The sequence below is a fragment of the Rhizobium aethiopicum genome (assembly GCF_014197535.1).
GTDB lineage: Bacteria > Pseudomonadota > Alphaproteobacteria > Rhizobiales > Rhizobiaceae > Rhizobium > Rhizobium aethiopicum_A.
In genome coordinates, this window is the sequence record NZ_JACIFV010000006.1 from 1 (window position 1) to 22655 (window position 22655).

At 61.8% G+C, this 22655-nt stretch carries 14 protein-coding genes; 4 read left to right on the forward strand and 10 right to left on the reverse strand.

Annotation, left to right across the window (positions count from 1 at the left end; all coding sequences use genetic code 11):
* Positions 1-258 precede the first annotated feature (258 nt).
* From GGD53_RS10725 to GGD53_RS10735, 3 genes are all read right to left on the reverse strand, one after another.
* The gene (locus GGD53_RS10725) at positions 259-558 is read right to left on the reverse strand and encodes a hypothetical protein (RefSeq protein ID WP_064812033.1); all 300 of its coding nucleotides are present in this window, start codon (positions 556-558) and stop codon (positions 259-261) included.
* A 107-nt stretch (positions 559-665) separates the two neighbouring features.
* Positions 666-2564 (reverse strand): ABC transporter ATP-binding protein, encoded by a 1899-nt coding sequence (locus GGD53_RS10730; protein ID WP_184456143.1) that lies wholly within the window; start codon positions 2562-2564, stop codon positions 666-668.
* A 279-nt stretch (positions 2565-2843) separates the two neighbouring features.
* Positions 2844-4805 (reverse strand): ABC transporter ATP-binding protein, encoded by a 1962-nt coding sequence (locus GGD53_RS10735; RefSeq protein WP_184455717.1) that lies wholly within the window; start codon positions 4803-4805, stop codon positions 2844-2846.
* 121 nt (positions 4806-4926) lie between these two features.
* On the opposite strand from GGD53_RS10735, the gene GGD53_RS10740 reads away from it, so the two are divergent.
* The 3 genes from GGD53_RS10740 to GGD53_RS10750 all read left to right on the forward strand — a co-directional run bounded on the left by GGD53_RS10740 (position 4927) and on the right by GGD53_RS10750 (position 9230).
* Entirely contained in the window at positions 4927-5544 is a 618-nt protein-coding gene (locus tag GGD53_RS10740) for a flavodoxin family protein (RefSeq protein WP_184455719.1), read from the forward strand.
* A gap of 282 nt (positions 5545-5826) precedes the next feature.
* Positions 5827-7233, forward strand: coding sequence for an FAD/NAD(P)-binding protein (locus GGD53_RS10745; protein WP_184455721.1), 1407 nt, complete (start codon positions 5827-5829; stop codon positions 7231-7233).
* A 68-nt stretch (positions 7234-7301) separates the two neighbouring features.
* Entirely contained in the window at positions 7302-9230 is a 1929-nt protein-coding gene (locus GGD53_RS10750) for a hybrid sensor histidine kinase/response regulator (protein WP_184455723.1), read from the forward strand.
* Here the strand turns inward: GGD53_RS10750 and GGD53_RS10755 are convergent, their stop codons facing one another.
* The 6 genes from GGD53_RS10755 to cyoA all read right to left on the reverse strand — a co-directional run bounded on the left by GGD53_RS10755 (position 9231) and on the right by cyoA (position 15562).
* Complete coding sequence (locus tag GGD53_RS10755; protein WP_184455726.1) at positions 9231-10376, reverse strand: acyltransferase family protein; 1146 nt, start codon at positions 10374-10376, stop codon at positions 9231-9233.
* Positions 10377-10508: 132 nt separating this feature from the next.
* Positions 10509-11267 carry an SURF1 family protein gene (locus tag GGD53_RS10760; RefSeq protein WP_184455728.1) on the reverse strand — a complete coding sequence of 253 codons (759 nt, stop codon included), beginning with the start codon at positions 11265-11267 and terminating at the stop codon, positions 10509-10511.
* Between the two features lie 40 nt (positions 11268-11307).
* Positions 11308-11709: a cytochrome o ubiquinol oxidase subunit IV gene (cyoD, locus tag GGD53_RS10765; protein WP_184455730.1), complete on the reverse strand. Its 402-nt coding sequence runs from the start codon at positions 11707-11709 to the stop codon at positions 11308-11310.
* Positions 11706-12326 carry a cytochrome o ubiquinol oxidase subunit III gene (gene cyoC / locus GGD53_RS10770; protein WP_064812310.1) on the reverse strand — a complete coding sequence of 207 codons (621 nt, stop codon included), beginning with the start codon at positions 12324-12326 and terminating at the stop codon, positions 11706-11708. Before cyoC ends, cyoD begins: the two co-directional genes overlap by 4 nt.
* A 5-nt stretch (positions 12327-12331) precedes the next feature.
* A complete protein-coding gene (gene cyoB, locus GGD53_RS10775) occupies positions 12332-14335 on the reverse strand; it encodes a cytochrome o ubiquinol oxidase subunit I (protein ID WP_184455732.1) in 2004 nt (667 codons plus the stop codon).
* Between the two features lie 42 nt (positions 14336-14377).
* Positions 14378-15562: a ubiquinol oxidase subunit II gene (gene cyoA, locus GGD53_RS10780; protein WP_184455735.1), complete on the reverse strand. Its 1185-nt coding sequence runs from the start codon at positions 15560-15562 to the stop codon at positions 14378-14380.
* 376 nt (positions 15563-15938) lie between these two features.
* Between cyoA and GGD53_RS10785 the strand changes: the two genes are divergently transcribed.
* Positions 15939-17270, forward strand: coding sequence for an MFS transporter (locus GGD53_RS10785; RefSeq protein WP_184455737.1), 1332 nt, complete (start codon positions 15939-15941; stop codon positions 17268-17270).
* Between the two features lie 168 nt (positions 17271-17438).
* Here GGD53_RS10785 and GGD53_RS10790 read toward each other — a convergent pair whose 3' ends face one another.
* Positions 17439-22241, reverse strand: a complete 4803-nt coding sequence (locus tag GGD53_RS10790; RefSeq protein WP_184455739.1) for a DUF4347 domain-containing protein — start codon at positions 22239-22241, stop codon at positions 17439-17441.
* Positions 22242-22655 lie beyond the last annotated feature (414 nt).

Here is a 22655-nt window from a genome sequence, read left to right on the forward strand (position 1 = left end):
GCCGCCTCCCGTCAATCCAAGCCGGCCAAAACCCAAAACATCGCCAAACCAAATGGCTTTCTTTTATGCCTGACAATTTCCCCGGACAGCCCTGCCCTTGTGGGGAGGGGTTGGGGAGGAGTGCGCGGCAGGCGGATGGGGCTCATCTCTTGGAGGGATGTCGCTGATATTGAACAAAAAAACCGAGGCTGCGGGACGCAGCCTCGGCTGAGACAAACCGGGACGATTAAAACCAACGCCCCCGCAACAATTCAGGGGCTATTCGCAGACCCGCACGGTTTCGGTATGGTAGTAGCCGTCATAGCGGTTGCGGACGTCGCGGTCCTCATACCAGCACCTCGGCGCCGGCTCGACGTAGCGAGGGCCATCGACGTAGTAGCGAGGGCCGCTGTTGGCGATCGCGCCGCCGATCAGGCCGCCCACCACACCTGCGGCAACGCCGCCGGCGATGACTCGGCCAGTATTGTTGTGGTGATGGTGGTCACGCGCGGCAGCAGGCTGGATAGCCGATCCAACAAGGGCCGTCGCGATCAACAGGCTGCTAATGATTCTCTTCATGACATTCTCCTCAGTGGCATTCGCCCCGGATAAAAGGGAAATGCGGCAGCAACGCGTTTGTTCGTTCAAACTTTGCGACAAGTGGTTAATTCAAGTCATACGCGCCATCAAGTCGCCGATTCCGCCGCCGTTGTCTCCTCCAGCACGTCCTCGGGAATATCGTCGAACGAGGCGTAGTTAAGGTTATAGAGTTTGGAATAGAGCTTGCCGTTCTTCATCAGCTGGCGGTGGTCGCCGCTTTCGATGATTTCGCCGTTTTGCAGCACGATGATGCGGTCGGCTTCGCGGATCGTCGCCAAGCGATGGGCGATGACGAGGCCGGTGCGGTTTTCGAGCAGCTTTACCAGCGCCTTCTGGATCAGCATCTCGGTATAGCTGTCGATATTGGCGGTCGCCTCGTCGAGCACCAGGATCTTCGCATCCGCCACAAGGGCGCGGGCAAAGCTCAAAAGCTGGCGCTGGCCGAGCGAGAGATTGCCGCCGCGCTCGCCGAGAATGCTGTCATAGCCATCGGGCAGGCGCATGACGAAATCATGCGCGCCGACGGCCTTCGCCGCCTCGATCACCTGCTCGCGCGTCGCCTCCAGCTTGTGATAGCGGATGTTTTCGAAGACCGTGCCGGTAAACAGGAAGGGCTCCTGCAGCACCATGGCGATCTGTGCGCCGAGCGAATCCTGCGTCAGGTCGCGCACGTCGTGGCCGCCGACCAGCACCCGGCCCTGCTGCACGTCGTAAAAGCGGTGGATCAGCGACATGCAGCTCGATTTGCCCGATCCCGTCGGACCCACAAGCGCCACCGTCTCGCCGGGATTGACCTTGAAGCTCACATGTTTCAGCACCGGATGTTTCGGATTGTAGCCGAAGACGACATCCTTGAATTCGACCGAACCGTCCATATCGCGCGACAATGTCTTGGCGTCGGGCGCGTCCTTGATGTCAACAGGCACGTCGAGCACTTCGGTCAGCCGTTGACCCGACGCCATGGCGCGCTGCATCACCGAATATTGCAGCGTTAGAGAACGGATCGGATCGAAGAAGCGCTGGATATAAAACAGGAAGGCGACGAGCACGCCGACGTCGAGCGCCTGATTGAGAACGCGGGCGCCGCCGACGACGATGACGAGCGCCATCGCGACGCCCGTCAGGCTGTCGACGATCGGCACCATCACCTGGGCATAACGCGCCGCCGTCAGATGCGTCTTAAGATTGGCATGCGCCTTGTCATCGTAGAGCGTGAAGTTGACGCCCTGCCGGTCCATGCTCTGGACGGCGCGCACGCCGTGGATCGCTTCGGCGAGCGCGCCTGCCGCAACCGAATTGGTCTCGTGCGCGGCCATGAAGGACTTGCGGGCGAGCGGCAGCCAGAACAGCCGGACGACGAAGAGCACCGGCAGCACCGAAAGCGTCAGCAGCCCCAGCTTGAAATCGAGATAGAGCATGACGAAGACGATGCCGAAGAGCAGCACGATGTCGCCGACCGACAGCACCGAGGTTTCGAGGAATTCCTGCATCGAGTTGACGTCGCCCTGCAGGCGCGACATCAGCCGACCCACTTCGGTCTTGTCCATGAAGGAGAGCGAGACCCGCTGGAGATGCGAAAACATCGCCTTGCGGATGTCGAAGAGCACCTCTTCCGCGACATTGCCGACCAGCGTCTCCTGGGCGTAGCTTGCCGCATAGTTGATGAGGATGGCGATGGCAAAGGCGGCGATCGCCCGGATCAGCGCCGCATGATTGCCGCCCGGCGACATGCCGTGGTCGATGGCGTAACGGATGATCAGCGGAATCAGCAATTGCATCGTGGTGAAGGTCAATACCGCGACAACAGCCCAGAGGACCTGGGTGCGGTAGGGGCGAACGAAAGCCCAGATGCGCTTGATGATGTTGCCGTCGAAGGCCTTGCCGAACATTTCCTCCTCGACGCGATGCGAACCGACCACCGCCCGCGGCGGGCGGCGTCCATCCTCGCGAACGTCGGGACGCTCGGTTTCCAGTTCCTCGGCCATCATCGTCTCCCAAATACCAAGGCCTTTGTTTTGCTTTGCTGGCCGCTGGCTGCGGATAGCCTCAATCCGCAACGAAGTGGTTCTGGAGGAATAACCTTTCCTCCCTCATTCCTGTGCTCGTCACAGGAATCCAGCACCGCGCGTCTGCGCGGTAATGACTCTTAAATCGCGTCTCCCGCGCCCAAGGACTTGGGCGCACTGGATCCCTGTGACATCACTCGGGCAAAGCCCTGAGTGCACAGGGATGAGGGAACAAGGGGCAATGTCGCGCGCCGAGCATCACGCGCTCAACACCTCGTCGCCCGGCCGCACCTGCAGGTCGTAGAGCGCCTTGTAGCGACCGCCGAGCGAAAGCAGCGCCTGATGGGTGCCGCGCTCGACGATCCTTCCGTCTTCGACGAACAGGATCAGGTCGGCATGCATCAGCGAACTCAGGCGGTGGGCAACGATGATGGTCACGCGGTCGGCGGCATAGCGGCGCATGGCACTGCGGATGCGCTGCTCGGTGGCCGCGTCGATTGCCGCCGTTGAATCGTCGAACACCATCACTGCCGGCTTCAGCATCAGCGCCCGGGCGATCGAAAGGCGCTGCCGCTGACCGCCGGAGAGCGACACGCCGCGCTCGCCGACGACGGTGCCGTAGCCGGTGGGAAGGCCGAGCACGTAATTGTGCAGCTGAGCGCTTTCGCTGGCGCGTTCGATGCGGCTTTCCTTGGCCCAGGGATCGCCATAAGCGATGTTGTTCTCGATCGTCGTCGTGAACAGGAAGGAGTCCTGCTGCACGACGGCAACGGAACGGCGCAGCGACTGCAGCGTCGCCTTGCGGATGTCCTGTCCGTCGATGGTAATCTTGCCGCCGGTCACATCGTAGAAGCGCGGGATCAGATGGGCGATCGTCGACTTGCCGCTGCCGGGAGGGCCGACGATGCCGATGGTCTGGCCTCGCCTGGCTTCGAAAGAGACGTCGTGGAGCACGGTGCGCTTTTCCGAGCCGGGATAGGCGAAACTGACATTCTCGAAGCGCAGCACGCCCTTCGTTACATCAAGCTCCCGGGCATCCGGCGCGTCCTTGATCGAGATGTCCAGGTCGAGCAGGTTGAAGAGGCGCGAGCCGCAGGTGGAGGCGCGGGCAAAGGCATTGACCATCAGGCCGAGCTGGCGCACCGGCATCTGCAGGATGGTCATGAAAGTCAGGAACGAGGCGAGCGTGCCGACGGTGATCTCGCCCGACATCACCTTGCCGCCGCCGACCCAGAGCACCAGACCCATCGCGACGAAGAAGGAAAAGGTCATGGCGCTGGTGTTGACGACACGAATGCCGACGCGCTGATGGGCGAGCGCCAGCGCGTTTTTCGAGGCCGCCTCGAATTTCGACATTTCGTGCTCCTGGGCGGCAAAGGCGCGCACGACGCGAATGCCGCCGAGATTCTCCTCCATGATCCGGGTCAGCACCGAAAGCCGCTCCTGCAGGTCGAGCCAGGTGGCGCGCAGCCTGAGCTGCGTCGCTGAGGAACGCCAGCCGACGAAAGGCACGAAGGAGAGCGCCAGCAGGCCAAGCACGACATCGGTCGACAGCAGCATATAGGCGCCGATGCCGATCAGGATCGACAGCAGGATCATGCGGACCAGCGCCGTCGAAAAATACATGCGCACGCCTTCGAGATCGAGCAGGCCGACGGTGATCAGATCGCCGGAATGCACCGTGTCATGGAAGCTGAAGGAGAGGCGCTGGATCTTTTCGTAGCAGGCCAGACGCAGCTCGTAGCCCATGTGGTGGCCGACGGATTCACTGAAATAGTTCTGCACCATGGTGAAGAGGCCGCGCAGCACGCTGGCGCCGAGCAAGAGCAGCGCCGTGGTCAGAAGCGCGTCCTGCGCCGCCTGGCCGGCCGCGCCGCCGCCCATCGCCATCTGCGTGTGGTCGACGGCCCGGCCGAGAAGCCGGGGAATCATCAGCTGGAAGGTGGAGGCGATCAGGGTGGCGCCGATCGCAAAGCCGGCCTGCCAGGGGTGGCGGAAGGCCATCACGGTGATGCGCACCAGTGTATAGAGGCCTCTGCCCCAGCCTGCCGCAGTTGCAAGCGCCATCGAAGCCGAAGGCTTCGTCGCGCGTGTTGACGCATCGCTGCTCACGGTATTTTTCCAATAGATGTGGTGCTCGGACGCTGGCCCGAAAAGACGGCAAATCCATGAAGGGATTGATAGCACCGTCATTTTTGCCGATTCCAACTGGGCGTTCAAGTCACGAATTCACCAACTGGTTATTTTTACGTGAGGCTCGCCCAGCGTCCCCGCGGGAACAATCCGCGCGCGGGTGGGTTGCAGCAGCGAACCCCGTCAGGCAACCGCTACGGAGAGACCGATGCCGCTGAAAGCCCTTGCTCTCAACGCGACGCTGAAGACCAGCGATGCCAAGGATCCGTCGTCGACCGAGCGAATGATCGCTCTCATCGACAAGGCGATGGCTGAATATGGCGTTACGACCGAAGTGCTGCGGCTTGCCGATTTCGACATCAAGCCGGGCGTCACCTCGGACGAAGGCGCCGGCGACGACTGGCCTGATATTCGTGCCAAGGTGCTTGCCGCCGATATTCTGTTGATGGCGACGCCGATCTGGCTCGGCCAGCCCTCCAGCGTCTGCAAGCGGGCGCTGGAACGGATGGACGCCTTCCTCGACGAGACGGACGATCAGGGCCGCATGGTGTCTTACGGCAGGGTCGCGGCCGTCGCCGTCGTCGGCAACGAGGACGGTGCCCACCACGTGTCGGCCGAACTCTATCAGGCGCTGAACGATGTCGGCTTCACCATTCCGGCAAATGCCGTCGCCTATTGGGTCGGAGAGGCAATGGGCTCCACCAATTTCGTCGATCTCGACAAGGTGCCGAAGGTCGTGACGAAAGCCGTCGACATGCTGGCGCGCAACACGGCGCATCTGGCGGGCCTGCTGAAGGCGAAGCAATATCCGGGCGAGGGGGGCTGAAGGCGACCGCTGGCGCGGCGCACAAAAAGCTTAATCCGATCAATGGCTTAGGACAGGAGATAATAAAGCCCTTGCCAGGGGTGCCGTTTAGCGCTTTCATACACGACCAGTTTGATAGACTATCGCCGAGGGGATTAGCCCCTCGTTTTCTTGGCGGGTTCCCCGGTTGGACCCGAGTTGCGGCGTAAATGGCCGCGTGACCCTCATCAACGCGTGATCCGCTGTTTATGCGTTGAAACCTCGATCGACCCCAGGCTGCGAATGAAGCGCAAAGGAGTTGCGATGACGGTTCAGGGACTTTTTTCCGGAAGAGCCAAGGCGGCAGCGCAGATCTCGGCCGTGCCGCGCATAGCGATCGTCGGGCGCGGCTTCTCCGGAATGATGACGGCCATTGCGCTGATGAAGACGGTGCGCGCACCCTTCCATCTGCAACTGTTCGATCCGAATTCGTCGGTCAGCGGCGGCCAGGCGCTGGCCTCGGCCCGCGCCTCGACGATCCTCAATACCCGCGTGCGTGATCTCTCGGTTTCGGTCGGCGACAGCGACGATTTCAACGACTGGCTCTGTAGCAATGCCGCTTTCCGCGCCGCCGTACCGGCCGCCATTCCCGGTTTCCGGCAGATCTTCGTGCCGAAGGAGATCTTCAGCGATTACGTCTACCAGCGCTTTTCGGAAGCGCTCGCCGCGCGCCGGGACATCACCGTTCAGGTCTGCAACGATCCCGTGGTGGCGATCCGCCTGAGCCATGGCAACCGCTTCCTGCTCGAAAGCGCCAATCCGGCCAATCCGCTGTTCGATACGGTGGTTCTCGCCACCGGGTACGGCCTGGGCGATCCGGATGCCGAGGAGCCGGGCGCGTCGCCGGTCAGGGCCCAGCGCCTCGTCGCGCGGCCGCATGCCGTGTTGCTCGGCAGCGGTATTCGCGTCGTCGATCAGTTGCTGCAGCTGCGCGATTCCGGCTATGCCGGCCAGGTGACGATCATTTCCCGGCGCGGTTTCCTGCCCCAGAGCCATACGCCGAATTCCGCCGACCCGGTGTTTCCGGCCGAGGCGCTGCCTGAAAACCTGCCCGAGATCGTGCGCTTTATCCGCCAGGCCTGCCGCGAGGCGGAAGAAGAGGGGCGAAGCTGGCAATCGGTGATGAACGGGCTGAGGAAACATGCCCGCTCCCTTTGGAGATCGCTGCCGGCCCGTGACAAACATCAGTTCAACCGCCATCTGCGGGCGATCTACGACAGTCACCGCAATCGTCTGCCGGAGGCCATGCACCTGCGCCTGAAACGCGAGCTTGCCGAAGGCCGCACGGTGCTGCGGCGCGGTCGTGCCGGCCGCCGGGGCCTGAGCGGCCTGTTCTTCACGCCGGCCGGCTCCTCTGTCGAAGAGGTTATCCATGCCGAGCGCATTATCGATTGCCGCTGCCAGGCGCCGGATCTGTCAGCGCCGCTGATGCAGAGCCTGTTTTCCGCCGGTCTCGCCATGCCGGACGAACTTTCGCTCGGGTTGGCGGTCAATGCGCGCGGCGAGCCTTTCCTGGAGGACGGTTCGACGGTTGCCGGGCTTTTTGCCGTCGGCCCGCTTGGGCTCGGCAGCCTGCCGGACATCGATCTCGTGCCGGAGATCGTCTCGCAGGCCTATGCCGCTGCCGAGCACATCGGTGAGCGGTTCCATCCACAGGTCAGGGCCATGTGAAAAGTGTGATATTTTCGGAACCTTCTGCCCGGTGTAGCGTTAAGAGCGCTGGTAACCGAGAGGGGCAGATGGAAGTGCTGGATCGACATGATACGTCTCTTGACGAAGAGGGGCGCTTTCGTCTTCTGGTCGATGCCATCACCGACTATGCCATCTATATGCTGAGCCCGGAAGGCATCGTCACCAGCTGGAATACCGGCGCTCAACGCTTCAAAGGCTACAAACCTTCGGAAATTCTCGGCGAGCATTTTTCCCGTTTCTACGTGGACGAGGACCGCGCCGCGGGTATCCCCGAGCGCGCGCTCGCCACGGCGGTGGAAGAGGGCCGGTACGAGGGGGAGGGCTGGCGCCGGCGCAAGGACGGCAGCCGCTTCTGGGCGCATGTGGTCATCGATCCCATCCGCCACCCCTCCGGCGAACTGGTCGGCTTTGCCAAGATCACCCGCGATCTGACCGAGCGCAGGGCCGCCGAACACGCGATCCGCCAGAGTGAGGAGCAATTTCGCCGTCTGGTCCAGGGCGTTTCGGACTATGCGATCTACATGCTCGATCCCGAGGGCAATGTCAGCAGCTGGAATTTCGGCGCCGAGCGCATCAAGGGCTATCGGCCTGATGAAATCATCGGCCGGCATTTCTCGACCTTCTATACGCCCGAGGATCGCGCGGCCGGCCTGCCGGAGAAGGCACTCCGGGTCGCGCGCGCCGAAGGCCGGTTCGAGAGGGAGGGCTGGCGTGTCCGTAAGGATGGCAGCCGTTTCTGGGCGAGCGTCGTCGTCGACGCTATCCGCGACGAAGACGGCGAAGTACTAGGTTTCGCCAAGATCACCCGCGACATCACCGAAAAGATGGAAACGCAGCGGGCGTTGGAGCAGGCGCGCGAAGAGCTTTTCCAATCGCAGAAGATGGAGGCGATCGGCCAATTGACCGGCGGTATCGCCCATGATTTCAACAATCTGCTGATGGCGGTGCTCGGCAGTCTCGAACTCCTGAAGAAGCGCATGCCGCAGGACCGCTCGCTGACGTCGCTGGTCGACAATGCCATGCAGGGCGCCCAGCGGGGTGCTGCGTTGACGCAGCGCATGCTTGCCTTTTCCCGCCGGCAGGAGCTGCACATGGAGCCGATCGACGTCTCGGGCCTGGTGCGCGGCATGATGGAAATTCTGAGCCGCTCGCTCGGCCCCCTCACCACGATCGAGACCTCCTTCCCGGTCAGGCTGCCGACCATCCTCACCGACCCCAACCAGCTGGAGATGGCGATCCTCAATCTCGTCGTCAACGCGCGAGACGCCATGCCTTCCGGCGGCCGCATCATGCTTCGCGCATCCGAGGAAACGATAACCGCAGGCAAGGGGCCGCTCTCGGCCGGCCGCTACATCCGCATCGCGGTGATCGATGAAGGCGAGGGCATGGATACGAAGACGCTGGAGCAGGCGGTCACGCCGTTCTTCACCACTAAGGGTGTCGGCAAGGGCACCGGCCTCGGTCTTTCCATGGTGCAGGGTCTCGCAAGCCAGTCCGGCGGCCGGCTCCTCCTGAAGAGCACGCTGGGCGAAGGCACGGCGGCCGAGCTATGGTTTCCGGTCGTGATTGCCGAACAGACTGCCGAAGCACCGGCCGACATGCCGCAAAAACCGGATAACCCGCAGCAGGGGCTGCGCATCGTCGCCGTCGATGACGACGGCCTGGTCCTGATGAATACGACGCTGATGCTGGAGGATCTCGGCCACACCGTTTTCGAGGCGATGGCCGGTCCGGAGGCGCTCGACATTCTGCGCAAGCAGCCGGTCGATCTGGTCATCTGCGATCACGCCATGCCGAGGATGACGGGGGCGCAGCTCGCCGAGGCGATCCGCAGCGAATGGCCAGAGATGCCGATCATTCTCGCCACGGGTTACGCCGATCTGCCCGACGGCGCCGGCGCCGCCAATCTGCCCCGCCTAGGCAAGCCCTTCTCGCAGGCGCAGTTGGCCGAAGCGATCAGCCGGATCGCTTGTTAGCTAGGCGCGAAGCTTCTCGTCGCCATTCTCCCGGATGCCCGTGCGGGCGGCTCCCTCGCCGCCCAGCAGGCGCTTTTCGGTCTCTTGCAGGTCGAGGATCGCCTGTTCGATCGTCTCAGCCGGAGTTTCCCGCGAGTCTGCGCGCCACCGATGATGCCGCCACAAGCCGACGAGCAGGCGTCGGCTCGGAACTTCTATCGTCTCGTGAATGAACCATGCTCCTGCGGCCGCAACGCCAAGCGCCACCAGAATGAGCACCGGTTCCGGCATCAGAGCCTCGAAAGCCCGGCGCACAAGGAACATGATCGGGACGTGGAAAAGATAGAGCGAAAAGCTGATCGCGCCGAAGAACCGCACGGGCGCCGCTGCCAGGACATGGGCTGCGATGGGAGGCTGTCGAGCGACGAGTGCCACGATGACGGCTGCTGCGGCCGCGCTTTGCAGGCTCCAGAATTCAGGGGAGAAACCAGGCAAGACATGCCTGTAAACGAAGAACACCGCCAGAAGGAACAGCGTGAAAGCGCCTGTGGAGGCGGATGGCCTCCACTTGTCCCAGCAGGAATGCATCGCTCCGGCAAGGGCGCCGAACAGAAAATAGGGGAGCTTGGAAAGAAGCAGTATGCCTGGCCCCGGCAGTTCAAGCAGACCATCCACCACGACCAGCACCGCCAAGCCTACGATCACACCGCTATAGCGCTGCGGGCGGCTCAAACAGAGCCAAAGGATCGGGAAGAACAGATAGAACTGAATTTCGGGTGGAATTGACCAGAAAACGCCGCTCGAGCCCAGAAGAAAGACGTGACGGAGAAATTCCGTGCCGCCGATGATCGGCTGAACGAAGTTTACACTTTGCATGCCGGACAGCATCGCCACGAGCAGGACAGCAGCCAGATAGACCGGATAGATACGGGCAAAGCGGCTCACCAGAAAATCCAGGACATTTTCTCTGGTCACCGGCCGCGAGCCGTAGAGATGGGCCATCAGAAAGCCGCTGAGGGCGAAGAACAGACCAACGGCTTCGCTGCCCATAGTGATGAACTGCAAGGCTGTATTTGGAAAAACAAGCCCGATATGCGCCTGCACGACCAGAAGCGCGGCGACACCGCGCAGACCATCGAGACTGGGGATGTAATCCGGCCGGCTCATGTGCAACTTTGAAATGTTCTGTTCAGGCAAGCAGTATCGGAGATCGCTTTACAAGAGATTAATCCGGCGCGCGCAAGCCATCGGTGTGCAACTGCTGCTTGCCGGTGCGCTCGAATGAAGCAAGCGACCGCTCTAGTCTCGGCGGCTTGTTCCGATCTCGCCGCGAACAACAAACACCAGCAATGCCAGCACCATGACCGCCAGCCCGTACCAGGTGATCGCATAGACGAGATGGTTGTTGGGGAAATGGATGACGGTGAGGCCGCCGACGGGCAGGCCGCCGGGATTGGCGGCGGCGTCGGCATCGATGAAATAGGGCGCGATCGCGCCGAGGCCGCGCTTTTGCGCGATCGCTGCGACATCGCGCGAATACCAGCGGTCGGCGGCGACGTCGTTGGATTGGAGCAGCGATCCCTTCGGCTCGGTCATCCGCAGCAGCCCGGTGATCTCGATCGGGCCCGATATCTGACCGTCGCGGCGCGAGGCGGGGTCGCGCCTGTCCGTCGGCACAAAGCCGCGATTGACGAGGATGGCGGTGCCGTCAGCGAGCATCAGCGGCGTCATCACCCAATAACCCGGGCCGAGCACGGTCGAGGCGTAGACCAGCGTTTCCTTGTCGTTTGCCAGCATTCCCTCGACGCTCACCCGGCGATACTCGTCTTTTGCGGCATTGACCTTATCCCAGTTCGCGCGTGCCGGGGCCGGCACGGCGGCTGTGTGCACGCGCTGGTCGACGCGGGCGATGAGGTCGCGCTTCCAGCCCAGGCGTTGAACCTGCCAGGTGCCGAGACCAAAGAGGATGGCGGCAAGCAGTGCCAGGCAGACGGCGAAAAGCGCGCGTTTTGCCCGGAAATGCCGTCTTTCCGATGTTTGCGTGGAGGCTTCGCTCATTGATCTCAGGGCGGCGCTGCGGCCGCCCCTTCGTTTGCCGTTACGGCATGTTCTTCATCATCTCCGGGCTCATCGGCATCATATTGGAGTTGAGATGATGCATGACCCAGAGCGAACCGGAGAGCGCGATGGCAACGATGATGAGGGTGAAGATCAGCGCCATCATCGTCCAGCCGCCTTCGCTCCTGGGGTTCATGTGCAGGAAGAAGACCATATGGACGACGATCTGGATGGCGCCGAGGCCCATGACCAGCACCGCCGTCAGCGCCGGGCTGGCGACGACGCCGGACATAACAAGCCAGAAGGGAAGGGCGGTCAGGACGACAGAGAGCGCGAAGCCCGTCATGTAGCTTTTGAACGTCCCGTGGCCGGCTTGGTGACCGTGGCTGTGGCCGTGATGCGCCTCGTGGGCATCCTCATGGGTGGGTGCTTGCGAACTCATCCGAGAACTCCGAGCAGATAGACGAAGGAAAAGACGCCGATCCAGACGACGTCGAGGAAGTGCCAGAACATCGAAAGGCACATCAGGCGGCGGCGGTTGGCCTCGACCAGGCCGTGCATCGACACCTGCACCATCAGCGTGATCAGCCAGATGATGCCGAAGGTGACGTGCAGCCCGTGGGTGCCGACGAGCGTGAAGAAGGAGGAGAGGAAGGCGCTGCGCGTCGGCCCGGCGCCCTCGTGGATCAGGTGGATGAACTCGTAAAGTTCGAGCCCGATGAAGGCCGCGCCGAACAGGCCGGTGACGGCAAGCCAGAACAGCGTTTCCGCCTTGGCGTTGCGCTCCATCTGCAGCATGGCGAAGCCATAGGTGATCGAGGAGAAGAGCAGCATCGAGGTGTTGAGGGCGACGATCGGCAGATCGAAGAGATCGGCCGGCGACGGGCCGGCGGCATAGTTGCGGCCGAGCACGCCGTGCGTGGCAAAGAGCACCGCGAAGATCAGGCAGTCGCTCATCAGATAGAGCCAGAAGCCGAGATTGGTGCTCCCCTCCGGATGATGGTCTTCGGTCAGATAGAATTCAGGCTTTTCGGCCGTGTCGATGGTTTGATCGCTCATGGTCATTACACCTGCTCGGCAAGCAGCGCCGTGCGCTTGCCTTCCGTTTCGGTCACCTTGCCGGCGGGGATGTAGAAGTCGCGTTTATAGTTGAAGGTATGGCCGATCGCCACGGCAAGCAGCGCGACGGCGGAAAGGATTACCAGCCACCACATGTACCAGATCAGGCCGAAGGCAAGCGCGATGCTGATTGCCGACAGGATGGCGCCGGTGCCGGTATTCTTCGGCATGTGGATCGGCTTGAAGCCGCCGAGCGGGCGCTCGTAGCCACGCCTTTTCATGTCGTACCAGCTGTCATGGTCGTGGACCACGGGCGTGAAGGCGAAGTTGTAGTCCGGCGGCGGCGAGGAGGTCGACCATTCCAGCGTCCGGGCATCCCAGGGATCGCCGCTGTCGTCGCGCAATTCCTCGCGTTTCATGAAGCTGACGACGATCTGGATCAGGAAGGCGGCGATGCCGAGCGCGATCAGTCCAACGCCGAAGGCGGCAATGATGAACCAGATCCGCAGCGACGGATCCTCGAACTGGCTCATGCGGCGGGTGACGCCCATCAGGCCGAGCACATAGAGCGGCATGAAGGCGAACCAGAAGCCGATCTGCCAGAACCAGAAGCTGATCTTGCCCCAGAAGGGATCGAGCTTGAAGCCGAAGGCCTTCGGGAACCAATAGTTCACGCCGGCGAACATGCCGAACAGAACGCCGCCGATGATGACATTGTGGAAGTGGGCGATGAGGAACAGCGAATTGTGCAGCACGAAATCGGCCGGCGGCACGGCGAGCATGACGCCGGTCATCCCGCCGATGACGAAGGTCACCATGAAGCCGACCGTCCACAGCATCGGCACCTCGTAGCGGATGCGGCCGCGATACATGGTGAAGAGCCAGTTGAAGATCTTCGCTCCCGTGGGGATCGAGATGATCATCGTGGTGATGCCGAAGAAGGAGTTGACGGAAGCGCCCGAACCCATCGTGAAGAAGTGGTGCAGCCAGACGATGTAGGACAGGATCATGATCACGCAGGTGGCGTATACCATCGAGGCATAGCCGAACAGGCGTTTGCCGGAGAAGGTGGCGACGACTTCCGAGAAGATGCCGAAGGCCGGCAGCACCAGGATGTAGACCTCCGGGTGACCCCAGATCCAGATGAGGTTGATGTACATCATCGGATTGCCGCCGAGGTCGTTGGTAAAGAAGTTCGTCCCGGCATAGCGGTCGAGCGACAGCAGCGCGAGCGTTGCCGTCAGGATCGGGAAGGAGGCGACGATCAGCACGTTGGTGCAGAGCGCCGTCCAGGTGAAGACCGGCATCTTCATGAAGGTCATGCCGGGCGCGCGCATCTTGACGATGGTGGCGATCAGGTTGATGCCCGACAGCGTCGTTCCGACACCGGCCACCTGCAGGCCCCAGATATAATAGTCGACGCCGACGCCCGGACTGTAGGCGGCCCCCGACAGCGGCGGATAAGCGAGCCAGCCGGTCTGGGCGAATTCGCCGATGAACAGCGACAGCATGATGATGATGGCGCCGGCAGTGGTCATCCAGAAGGAAAAGTTGTTGAGGAAGGGGAAGGAGACGTCGCGCGCCCCGATCTGCAGCGGCACCACGAAGTTCATCAGGCCGGTGACGAAGGGCATCGCCACGAAGAAGATCATGATGACGCCGTGGGCGGTGAAGATCTGGTCGTAATGGTGCGGCGGCAGGTAGCCCTCCGACCCGTTGAAGGCGATCGCCTGCTGGACGCGCATCAGGATCGCGTCGGAAAAACCGCGCAGCAGCATGATGACGGCCAGGATCACATACATGATGCCGATCTTCTTGTGATCGACGCTGCAGATCCAGTCGTGCCAGAGCGGGCCCCAGAACTTGAAATAGGTGATGGCGCCAAGCACGCCGAGACCCCCGATGACGACGCCGATGAAGGTCACGACCAGAATCGGCTCGTGGTAGGGAATGGCGTCGAGGGTCAACCGGCCGAAGATCAACTTCAGGAGGTCAGGATTGGAAAACATGGAACAACCCGTTCATTATGTCTTGCGACGCAAAGCGCCAGGTTAATTGTTATTGTTGAGCTGCGCCGGCGCCGGATCGGCGCCGTTGCCCGTGCCGGGCATGGAATGGCCGTCATGCTGCATGTCCATTCCGGGCATGCCCTGCATGCCGGGCATGTCGTGCTGCATGCCGTTGCCGTCGGTGCTCTTGGGCGGCTCGACCTGCGCCGGGACGCCCGTTGCCGGCACGGTAGCCCCAGGCTCGACGACGCCTTCGCCGGCGTGGCGGTTGTCGTATTGCAGCTTTTCGCGATTCTCGGCGCTTTCCTTGCCGCCGCCGCCCGTCATGTCGATATGCATCATCTCGTTCATGCACATCTTGCCCGGCGTGGCGCACATATTGAGGATGGCGTTGTAGAGATCGGCGTCGGCGCCGGCATAATAGCGCACCGGCTCCTTCTCGCTCGGCTTCTCGAGCTTCAGATAGGCGTCGCGGTTGAGCATTGTGCCCTGCTGCTTGACCTTGGCCACCCAGGCGTCGAAGCCTTCGCGGGTGAGGCCATGGAACCTGAAGCGCATGTGCGAGAAGCCGGCGCCGCTGTAATTGGCGGAGAAGCCTTCATATTCGCCCTCCCGGTTGATGACGGCGTGCAGCTTCGTCTCCATGCCGGGCATGGCGTAGATCTGGCCGGCAAGGGCGGGGATGTAGAAGGAGTTCATCACCGAGGATGAGGTGATCTTGAAATTGACCGGCATGTCGACGGGGGCGGCGAGCTCGTTGACGGTGGCGATGCCGAGTTCGGGATAGAAGAACAGCCATTTCCAGTCGAGCGCTACGACCTCGACGGTCAGCGGCTTGGTATCGGCCGGGATGGCGCGCTCGGCATCGAGCCGGTCGAGCGGGCGGTAGGGATCGAGCTTATGCGTGGAAATCCAGGTGACGGCGCCGAGCGCAATGATGATCGCCAGCGGTGCCGCCCAAATGACGATTTCGAGGCGGGTCGAATGATGCCATTCCGGGGCGTAAGCGGCGGCCGTGTTGGAGCGGCGGTAGCGCCAGGCGAAGAGCAGCGTCAGGAAGATCACCGGGACGATGATCAAAAGCATCAGCACCGTCGAGATGACGATGAGATCGCGCTGTTGCACGGCGATGTCGCCGGAGGGCGCCATGACCACCATGTTGCATCCTGCCAGGAAAAGCAGCGGCAAGACGGATAGAAGGCGGGAAAACTTCATGAGTTTTTGCACGTCTCTAAGCTCTTGTTGTTTCGTTTTGACCGCGACTAAAGCACTGAACCCGAGAACGACATGAGGCGGAAAGTCGCAGTGCAGCAAAGATGCCGCAGTGCGGCAGAATCGTGTTGCGCTACCGCCTTGAAATCCTGATGAAATTAAGAAGGATTTTTTGCGCGCGCATGTCCCCTCAATATATCCGCAAGAGCCGGCCAGGCCAGCTTTGGCAGGGGAAAAATCACTGCCGGGATCACGCAATTTTTCCGGCCCCGGCTCAATTTAAGCCGCGATGATGAACTATTTGCATCTTACGGACTTGATAAGCCTGCGGGTTTGATCAAGATCAGGTTGAGGCGCCGTGCCGAAAGCGCCTCAACGAGGGAGGCGTTTCATGGCCACAGCATCGCATTACGGACCGTCATCGTCGTCGCTGGAACGCGACGCGCGGCGCATTCACGACGACAAGCCGGTTTCGCCGGGCAGCATCGCCATCGGCGTGGTGATCGGCCGCATGTCGGAATTCTTCGATTTCTTCGTCTATGGCCTCGCCTCGGTCCTGGTCTTTCCGCAGCTCGTCTTTCCCTTCGCACCGGACAGGCTGACGGCGACGCTCTATTCCTTCGCCATCTTCTCGCTGGCCTTCCTCGCCCGCCCCGTCGGGTCCGTCGTCTTCATGACGATCGACCGGATGTACGGGCGCGGCACGAAGCTCACGATTGCGCTCTTCCTGCTCGGCGGCTCCACGGCCTCGATCGCCTTCCTGCCGGGTTACGCGGAGATCGGCGTCTGGTCGATCGCCCTGCTGGCGCTCTTCCGTCTCGGCCAGGGCTTTGCGCTCGGCGGCGCCTGGGACGGTCTTGCCTCGCTGCTGGCGCTCAATGCGCCGCCCAATCACCGCGGCTGGTACGCGATGATCCCGCAGCTCGGCGCGCCGATCGGCTTTGCGCTGGCAAGCACGCTCTTCGGTTATTTCGTCGCCAACCTGTCCAGCGAAGATTTCCTCTCCTGGGGCTGGCGCTATCCCTTCTTCGTCGCCTTTGCGATCAACGTCGTGGCGCTGTTTGCGCGTCTGCGCCTGGTCATGACCAAGGAATTCGGCACGCTTCTGGAGCAGCATGAGCTGGAGGCCGCACCGATTCTCCAGGTGCTGCGCGTGCACGGCCGCGACATCCTGATCGGCGCCTTCGTGCCGCTCGCCAGTTTCGCGATGTTCCACCTGGTCACCATCTTCCCGCTCGGCTGGATGAGCCTCTACGGCAATCAGCCGATCGGCGCCTTCATGGTGGTGCAGGTGGTCGGCGCCATGGTCGGCGTCGTCGCCATCGTCGCCTCAGGGCTGATCGCCGACCGCATCGGCCGCCGCGCCCAGCTCGCCATCTGCGCCGTCATCATCGCCATCTTCAGCTTTATCGGGCCGATTCTGATCGGATCGGGCAGTAACGGCCACGACGCCTTCGTCATCATCGGCTTCGGCGTGCTCGGCCTGTCCTTCGGCCAGGCGACCGGTTCGATCTCGTCGCGCTTCGGCCGCGGCTATCGCTATACCGGCGCCGCCTTCACCTCGGACCTCGCCTGGCTGATCGGCGCCGGCTTCGCGCCGCTGGTGGCCCTCAGCCTCTCCAGCCGCTTCGGCCTGACCTTCGTCGGCTACTACCTGCTCTCCGGCGCCATCTGCACGCTGGCAGCACTCGCCTTCAGCAAGGCGCTGGAACAGCGCGAATAGGCGGAATGACGGCACGTCCGCGTTCCAGACCCGGCCCAAATCCGGACGCTGCCGCCGATCGGGATCGAGCCACGGGGCTCGATCCGCCTTCGGACCTCTGTAAACGAGCGAAGGATATGCCGCGCCGTCCTAGCGCTGGTTTGCCTCACATCCCGATGCGGGCCGCTCCTAAACTAACAAGAAGTCATTAGCAGCCAAATTGCTCTCATTGACGCCCGCAAGACGCAGTGTTGTGTCGCCGTCGATCGTGAGAAGCCAGTCCGTGCCGGTGTCCTCTCCAGCCTCGAGGATGTCGGCGAAGCTTTCGAAAGCGCTATTGGCGATGCTTATCAAATCCCCTGCGCCCGGACCTTCCTGGAAATCCACGATCATGCTGTTACCGGCCAGATTGGCGGCAAAGACGAAAGTGTCGTTGCCCAGCCCGCCATTGAGGCTGTCGTTGCCGGCGAGGCCATAGATGGTGTCATTGCCGTTGGACGTGGTGATGGTGTCGTCGCCGCTGCTGCCGGTGAAGTTCACCGCCCGGCCGAGAAGCTCGTCCGTCAGGTCGACGTCTCCGGGTCCTGCCAGCGTCAGGGATACGGTGTCCGCCTCCTGGCCCACATAGCTGACGATGGTGTCGAAGCTTTCGAACTGCGCCGCCGTCGCCTTGATGCTGGGATTGCCATAGGAGTTATAGGTCACCAGCCGCTCGACGTTGGAGATCGAGAGCGTCGAGATGTCGCCCGACTGCTGCGCCTGCAGACTGTCGAAGCCGCTGCCGCCGTCAATGACGCCGCTGGCGGCGGTAGCTCCGAACAGGGCCATAAAATCATTGCCGTCGCCGCCGCTGATCGAGATCGTGCCGCCAGCGCCGATGAGCGCCCAGCTGCCGTCATTGCCCGCACCCAGGTCGATGATGTCGTTGCCGGGGCCGCCTCCTCCGAAGAAAGCGCCCGCGGCCCCATCGATGAAGTCGTCGCCGGCGCCGCCCGACAGAACGTCGTCACCGGCGCCACCGCTGATGCCGTCATTGCCGTCGCCGCCGCTGATGGTGTCGTTGCCGGAACCGCCGCTGAGGCTGTCGTTGCCGGCGCCGCCGGTGATCGTGTCGTTGCCTACCCCGGTGGTAATGCCGTTGCCTGCTGTTGCGTCTGCAGTCACGACGGCGCTTCTCAACCCTAGTTCATCCGACAGGTCGAGCGATCCTCCACCCGATATTCGGATGTCGACCAGGCTGGCCGCGTGCGCCGGATCATCAAAGGTCGTGATGGTGTCAAAGGCGTCAAGCTGCGCCACGCTGCCAAGCACAAACTCAGCGCTCGTCGTATAGATCTCAACGTTCGATATTGCGAGGCCCGTCAGATTGCCGCCCGTCACGAAAAGCACGTCCCGGCCGCTGCCGCCATCGACGTTGCCCGTCATGTTCGCTCCAGTCCACATCGCGTCGTTGCCGGCCCCGCCGGACAGCGATGCCACGGCGCCGCCGAAGTCCGACATCGTATCGTCGCCATCGCCGCCGTCGAGAACGTCATCACCGTTCTCGTCATAGAGAACGTCGTTACCGTCTCCGCCGATCAGAACGTCACTGCCGCCGCTTCCAAACAGCGAATCATTGCCTCCAGCTCCAACAAGCGTGTCGTTCCCCGACCCGCCGTCTAACGTGTCGTTGCCGGTACCGCCGGTGATCGTGTCGTTGCCCACGCCGGTGGTAATGCCGTTGCCTGCTGTTGCGTCTGCAGTCACGACGGCGCTTCTCAACCCTAGTTCATCCGACAGGTCGAGCGATCCTCCACCCGATATTCGGATGTCGACCAGGCTGGCCGCGTGCGCCGGATTATCAAAGGTCGTGATGGTGTCAAAGGCGTCAAGCTGCGCCACGCTGCCAAGCACAAACTCAGCGCTCGTCGTATAGATCTCAACGTTCGATATTGCGAGGCCCGTCAGATTGCCGCCCGTCACGAAAAGCACGTCCCGGCCGCTGCCGCCATCGACGTTGCCCGTCATGTTCGCTCCAGTCCACATCGCGTCGTTGCCGGCCCCGCCGGACAGCGATGCCACGGCGCCGCCGAAGTCCGACATGGTATCGTCGCCATCGCCGCCGTCGAGAACGTCATCACCGTTCTCGTCATAGAGAACGTCGTTACCGTCTCCGCCGATCAGAACATCACTGCCGCCGCTTCCAAACAGCGAATCATTGCCTCCAGCTCCAACAAGCGTGTCGTTCCCCGACCCGCCGTCTAACGTGTCGTTGCCGGCGAGGCCATAAATGGTGTCGTTGCCGTTGGATGTGATGACGGTGTCGTCGCCGCTGCTGCCGGTAAAGATCACCGCCCGGCCGAGAAGCTCGTCCGTCAGGTCGACGCTTCCCGGTCCTGCCAGGGTCAGCGATACGGTGTCCGATTCCTGACCCACATAGCTGACGATGGTGTCGAAGCCCTCGAACTGCGCCGCCGTCGCCTTGATGCTGGGATTGCCGTAGGAGTTATAGGTCACCAGCCGCTCGACGTTGGAGATCGAGAGCGTCGAGATGTCGCCCGACTGCTGCGCCTGTAGGGTATCCAGCCCGCCGCCGCCGTCGATGGTGCCGCTGGCGGCAGTGGCCCCGAACAGGGCCATGGAATCGTTGCCGTCGCCGCCGCTCACCGAGATGGTTCCGCCAGACGCAATCAGAGCCCAGCTCGAATCGTCGCCCGCGCCAAGATCGATGATGTCGTTGCCAGGACCGCCGGCTCCAAAGAACGCACCCGCAGCGCCATCGATGAAGTCGTTACCGGCGCCGCCCGACAGAACGTCGTTGCCGGCGCCGCCGCTGATGCTGTCGTTGCCAGTGCCACCGGTGATGGTGTCCGCACCCGAGCTGCCGGTGATGCTGAAGCCTTCGGTCTGACTTGACAGGTTGATAACAACGCCAGCCAACGCAGCGGCGGCGGAAATGGCCTCGGCGCCGGAAAGCTGGCTGTCGTTGCGACCGTTCAGACCGGTGGATGTCGAAGTGAGATTGACCGTGTCGCTGCCACTGCCGAGGTTGACGGTCGTAAATCCGTTCATTTCGGTGCCGGTGAGCGTCACAGTGTCACTGCCAGAGGAACCGTTTAGAGTCTGTAGGTTGGTCAAAGTTCCGGTAGTGAAGTTGTTGGTGCCTGCCACAAAAAGTATATTGGCGCCAGCTCCGCCATTGATCGATTCCGCACCAGTGAAATCGCCGTTGTTGACGACAAATGTGTCGTCCCCGCCGCCGCCCACCAGCGTATCAACCCCCGAGCCGCCGGTGATGATGTCCGCACTCGAGCCACCGGTGATGGTGTCCGCACCCGAGCTGCCGGTGATGCTGAAAGCTTCGGCCTGATTTGACAGGTTGATAACAACGCCGGCCAACGCAGCGGCCGCGGAAATGGCCTCGACGCCGGAAAGCTGGCTGTCGTTGCGGCCGTTCAGACCGGTGGATGTCGAAGTGAGATTAACCGTGTCGCTGCCACTACCGAGGTTGACCGTCGTAAATCCGTTCATCTGGGCGCCGGTGAGAGTGACAGTGTCGCTCCCCGAGGAACCGTTCAGGATCCGGAGGTTGGTCAACGTGCCGGTGGTGAAATTGTTGGTGCCTGCCACCAAAAGTATATTGGCGCCAGCTCCGCCATCGATCGATTCCGCACCTGTAAAGTCGCCGTTGTTGATGACAAATGTGTCGTCCCCGCCGCCGCCCACCAGTGTATCCACCCCCGAGCCGCCGGTGATGATGTCCGTACTCGAGCTGCCGGTGATGGTGTCCGCGCCCGACGTACCATTTATTGTGATGATGTCGTTACCACTGTTGCCCCATGCCGAACTGCCGTTGCCACCGAATGTCCAAGCCGCCGCACTGAAGTTCGAAGCGTTTTGAATAATGACGGTCTGATTTCCGGTCGAACCACGCAAGTCGAGCGACAACGACAAGCCCGTTGCACTAAACTGATTTGCATTGAAAGTAACGGCAGTTCCACTGCTCGAAATGGAAAGAATTTCCATGGACAGGAGACTACCTGCCGGGAGGACGGAAAAATCAGCTGTTGCCGTAACATTCAAAGTGTCGATACCGCCGCGGCCATCGAAGACGTCACTCGATTGCACCGTACCGGCACCTATTTTGAAGGTGTCGGCCCCAGGACCTCCAACCTGGTTATCCTGGCCGGCTGTGGCGCTGAAATTCGACAAGACGCCTTGGTAGGCGGCTAGACCAGAACGAGTGAGGGGTGGTGTGGGTGCCGCGTTCCCGAATTGAAGGTCAAGACACCAGGAGCCCCCGAGGGCTACCGCACCAATGAAGCCCGACGCTGCAGCAACGGAGCGGTTCAAGCAGCTATGAAGGAATTTGGCGAAACGCCTACCGACATCGTTTTTGCCGGTGGCGCAGCACCATAATTGCATGCTGCCATTTTCGCCCAAGGCCGCGCTGATCTTGGCAAATAATTCGGTCGAGCCGGCAACATCGCGCTCTGAGAACGCCCCAGACGAGAACCTGATTTGACCGGGAGCGCCGTGCGCTACGATATGAACTCTGTCAAGGTGGTTATAGGCAGACAGGTGATGTGCCATCTGGCGAATGGCAGGTTCGCTATCGGATAAAACAATAGCCTCGACTTCTGGTCGCAGACCGCCAAGGAAGGCTTCCAGGTCGTTGATGCCTTGGTCAACGAAGGCGATTTCGCGCGGCGCCCTAGGAACCTGGTTCGTCGTCGCCGTGCCGGCAATCGCCGACTTGTCTGGCGCGCGACCGTCCGCCTTGAGCGACACAACGCCACTGAAATTCGGTGCAGGCAAGCATGACCCAGCGCTCGCGCACACCGTAGTCATACTTGCAGCGTCAAGGTATGATGTGCTGCGCGATGGCAATGACGTCAGAACAGAACCTGAAACCATCCCGTCCTGGTTCAATCCGATCAACATGGTATTGGAAAGTTGATCCTTGAAACGAACCGAGGTGTTTTCGTTGATCTTTAGCAATTTGGTCGGCATAGCATACCCCCTGAGGACAACAGGAAGACTTGCTCGGCGCTGACGGTAGCTCGGAGTTTGCGGCGTGCTAAGGTAATTTTTGCCCGCCAAGGCATGCGTCCACACAGTTGAGCGGCCTTAGCCACTCAAAACTCTCCTATCCGAAGTTACCCCGTGGAGTACGTCCCCCAGCTTACTTCTAGAATACTAGCAATACATCAATCAACGCGGTGAGTCTAATAACCAGTTCGGTAGTAAATGTTGTCGGAAAGACAACATACATAATCCATTCCATAAAAGTTCTACGATGTCATAAGCATCACATGGGTTGCGACCGTCACTGGTTGAGATGGGAAGCTGCGGCGATTGAGCAGGTGAGGCGTTGGGGCTCACCCAGACGGAACTGGCTTTCATGCTCGGCGAATACCAGTCGTT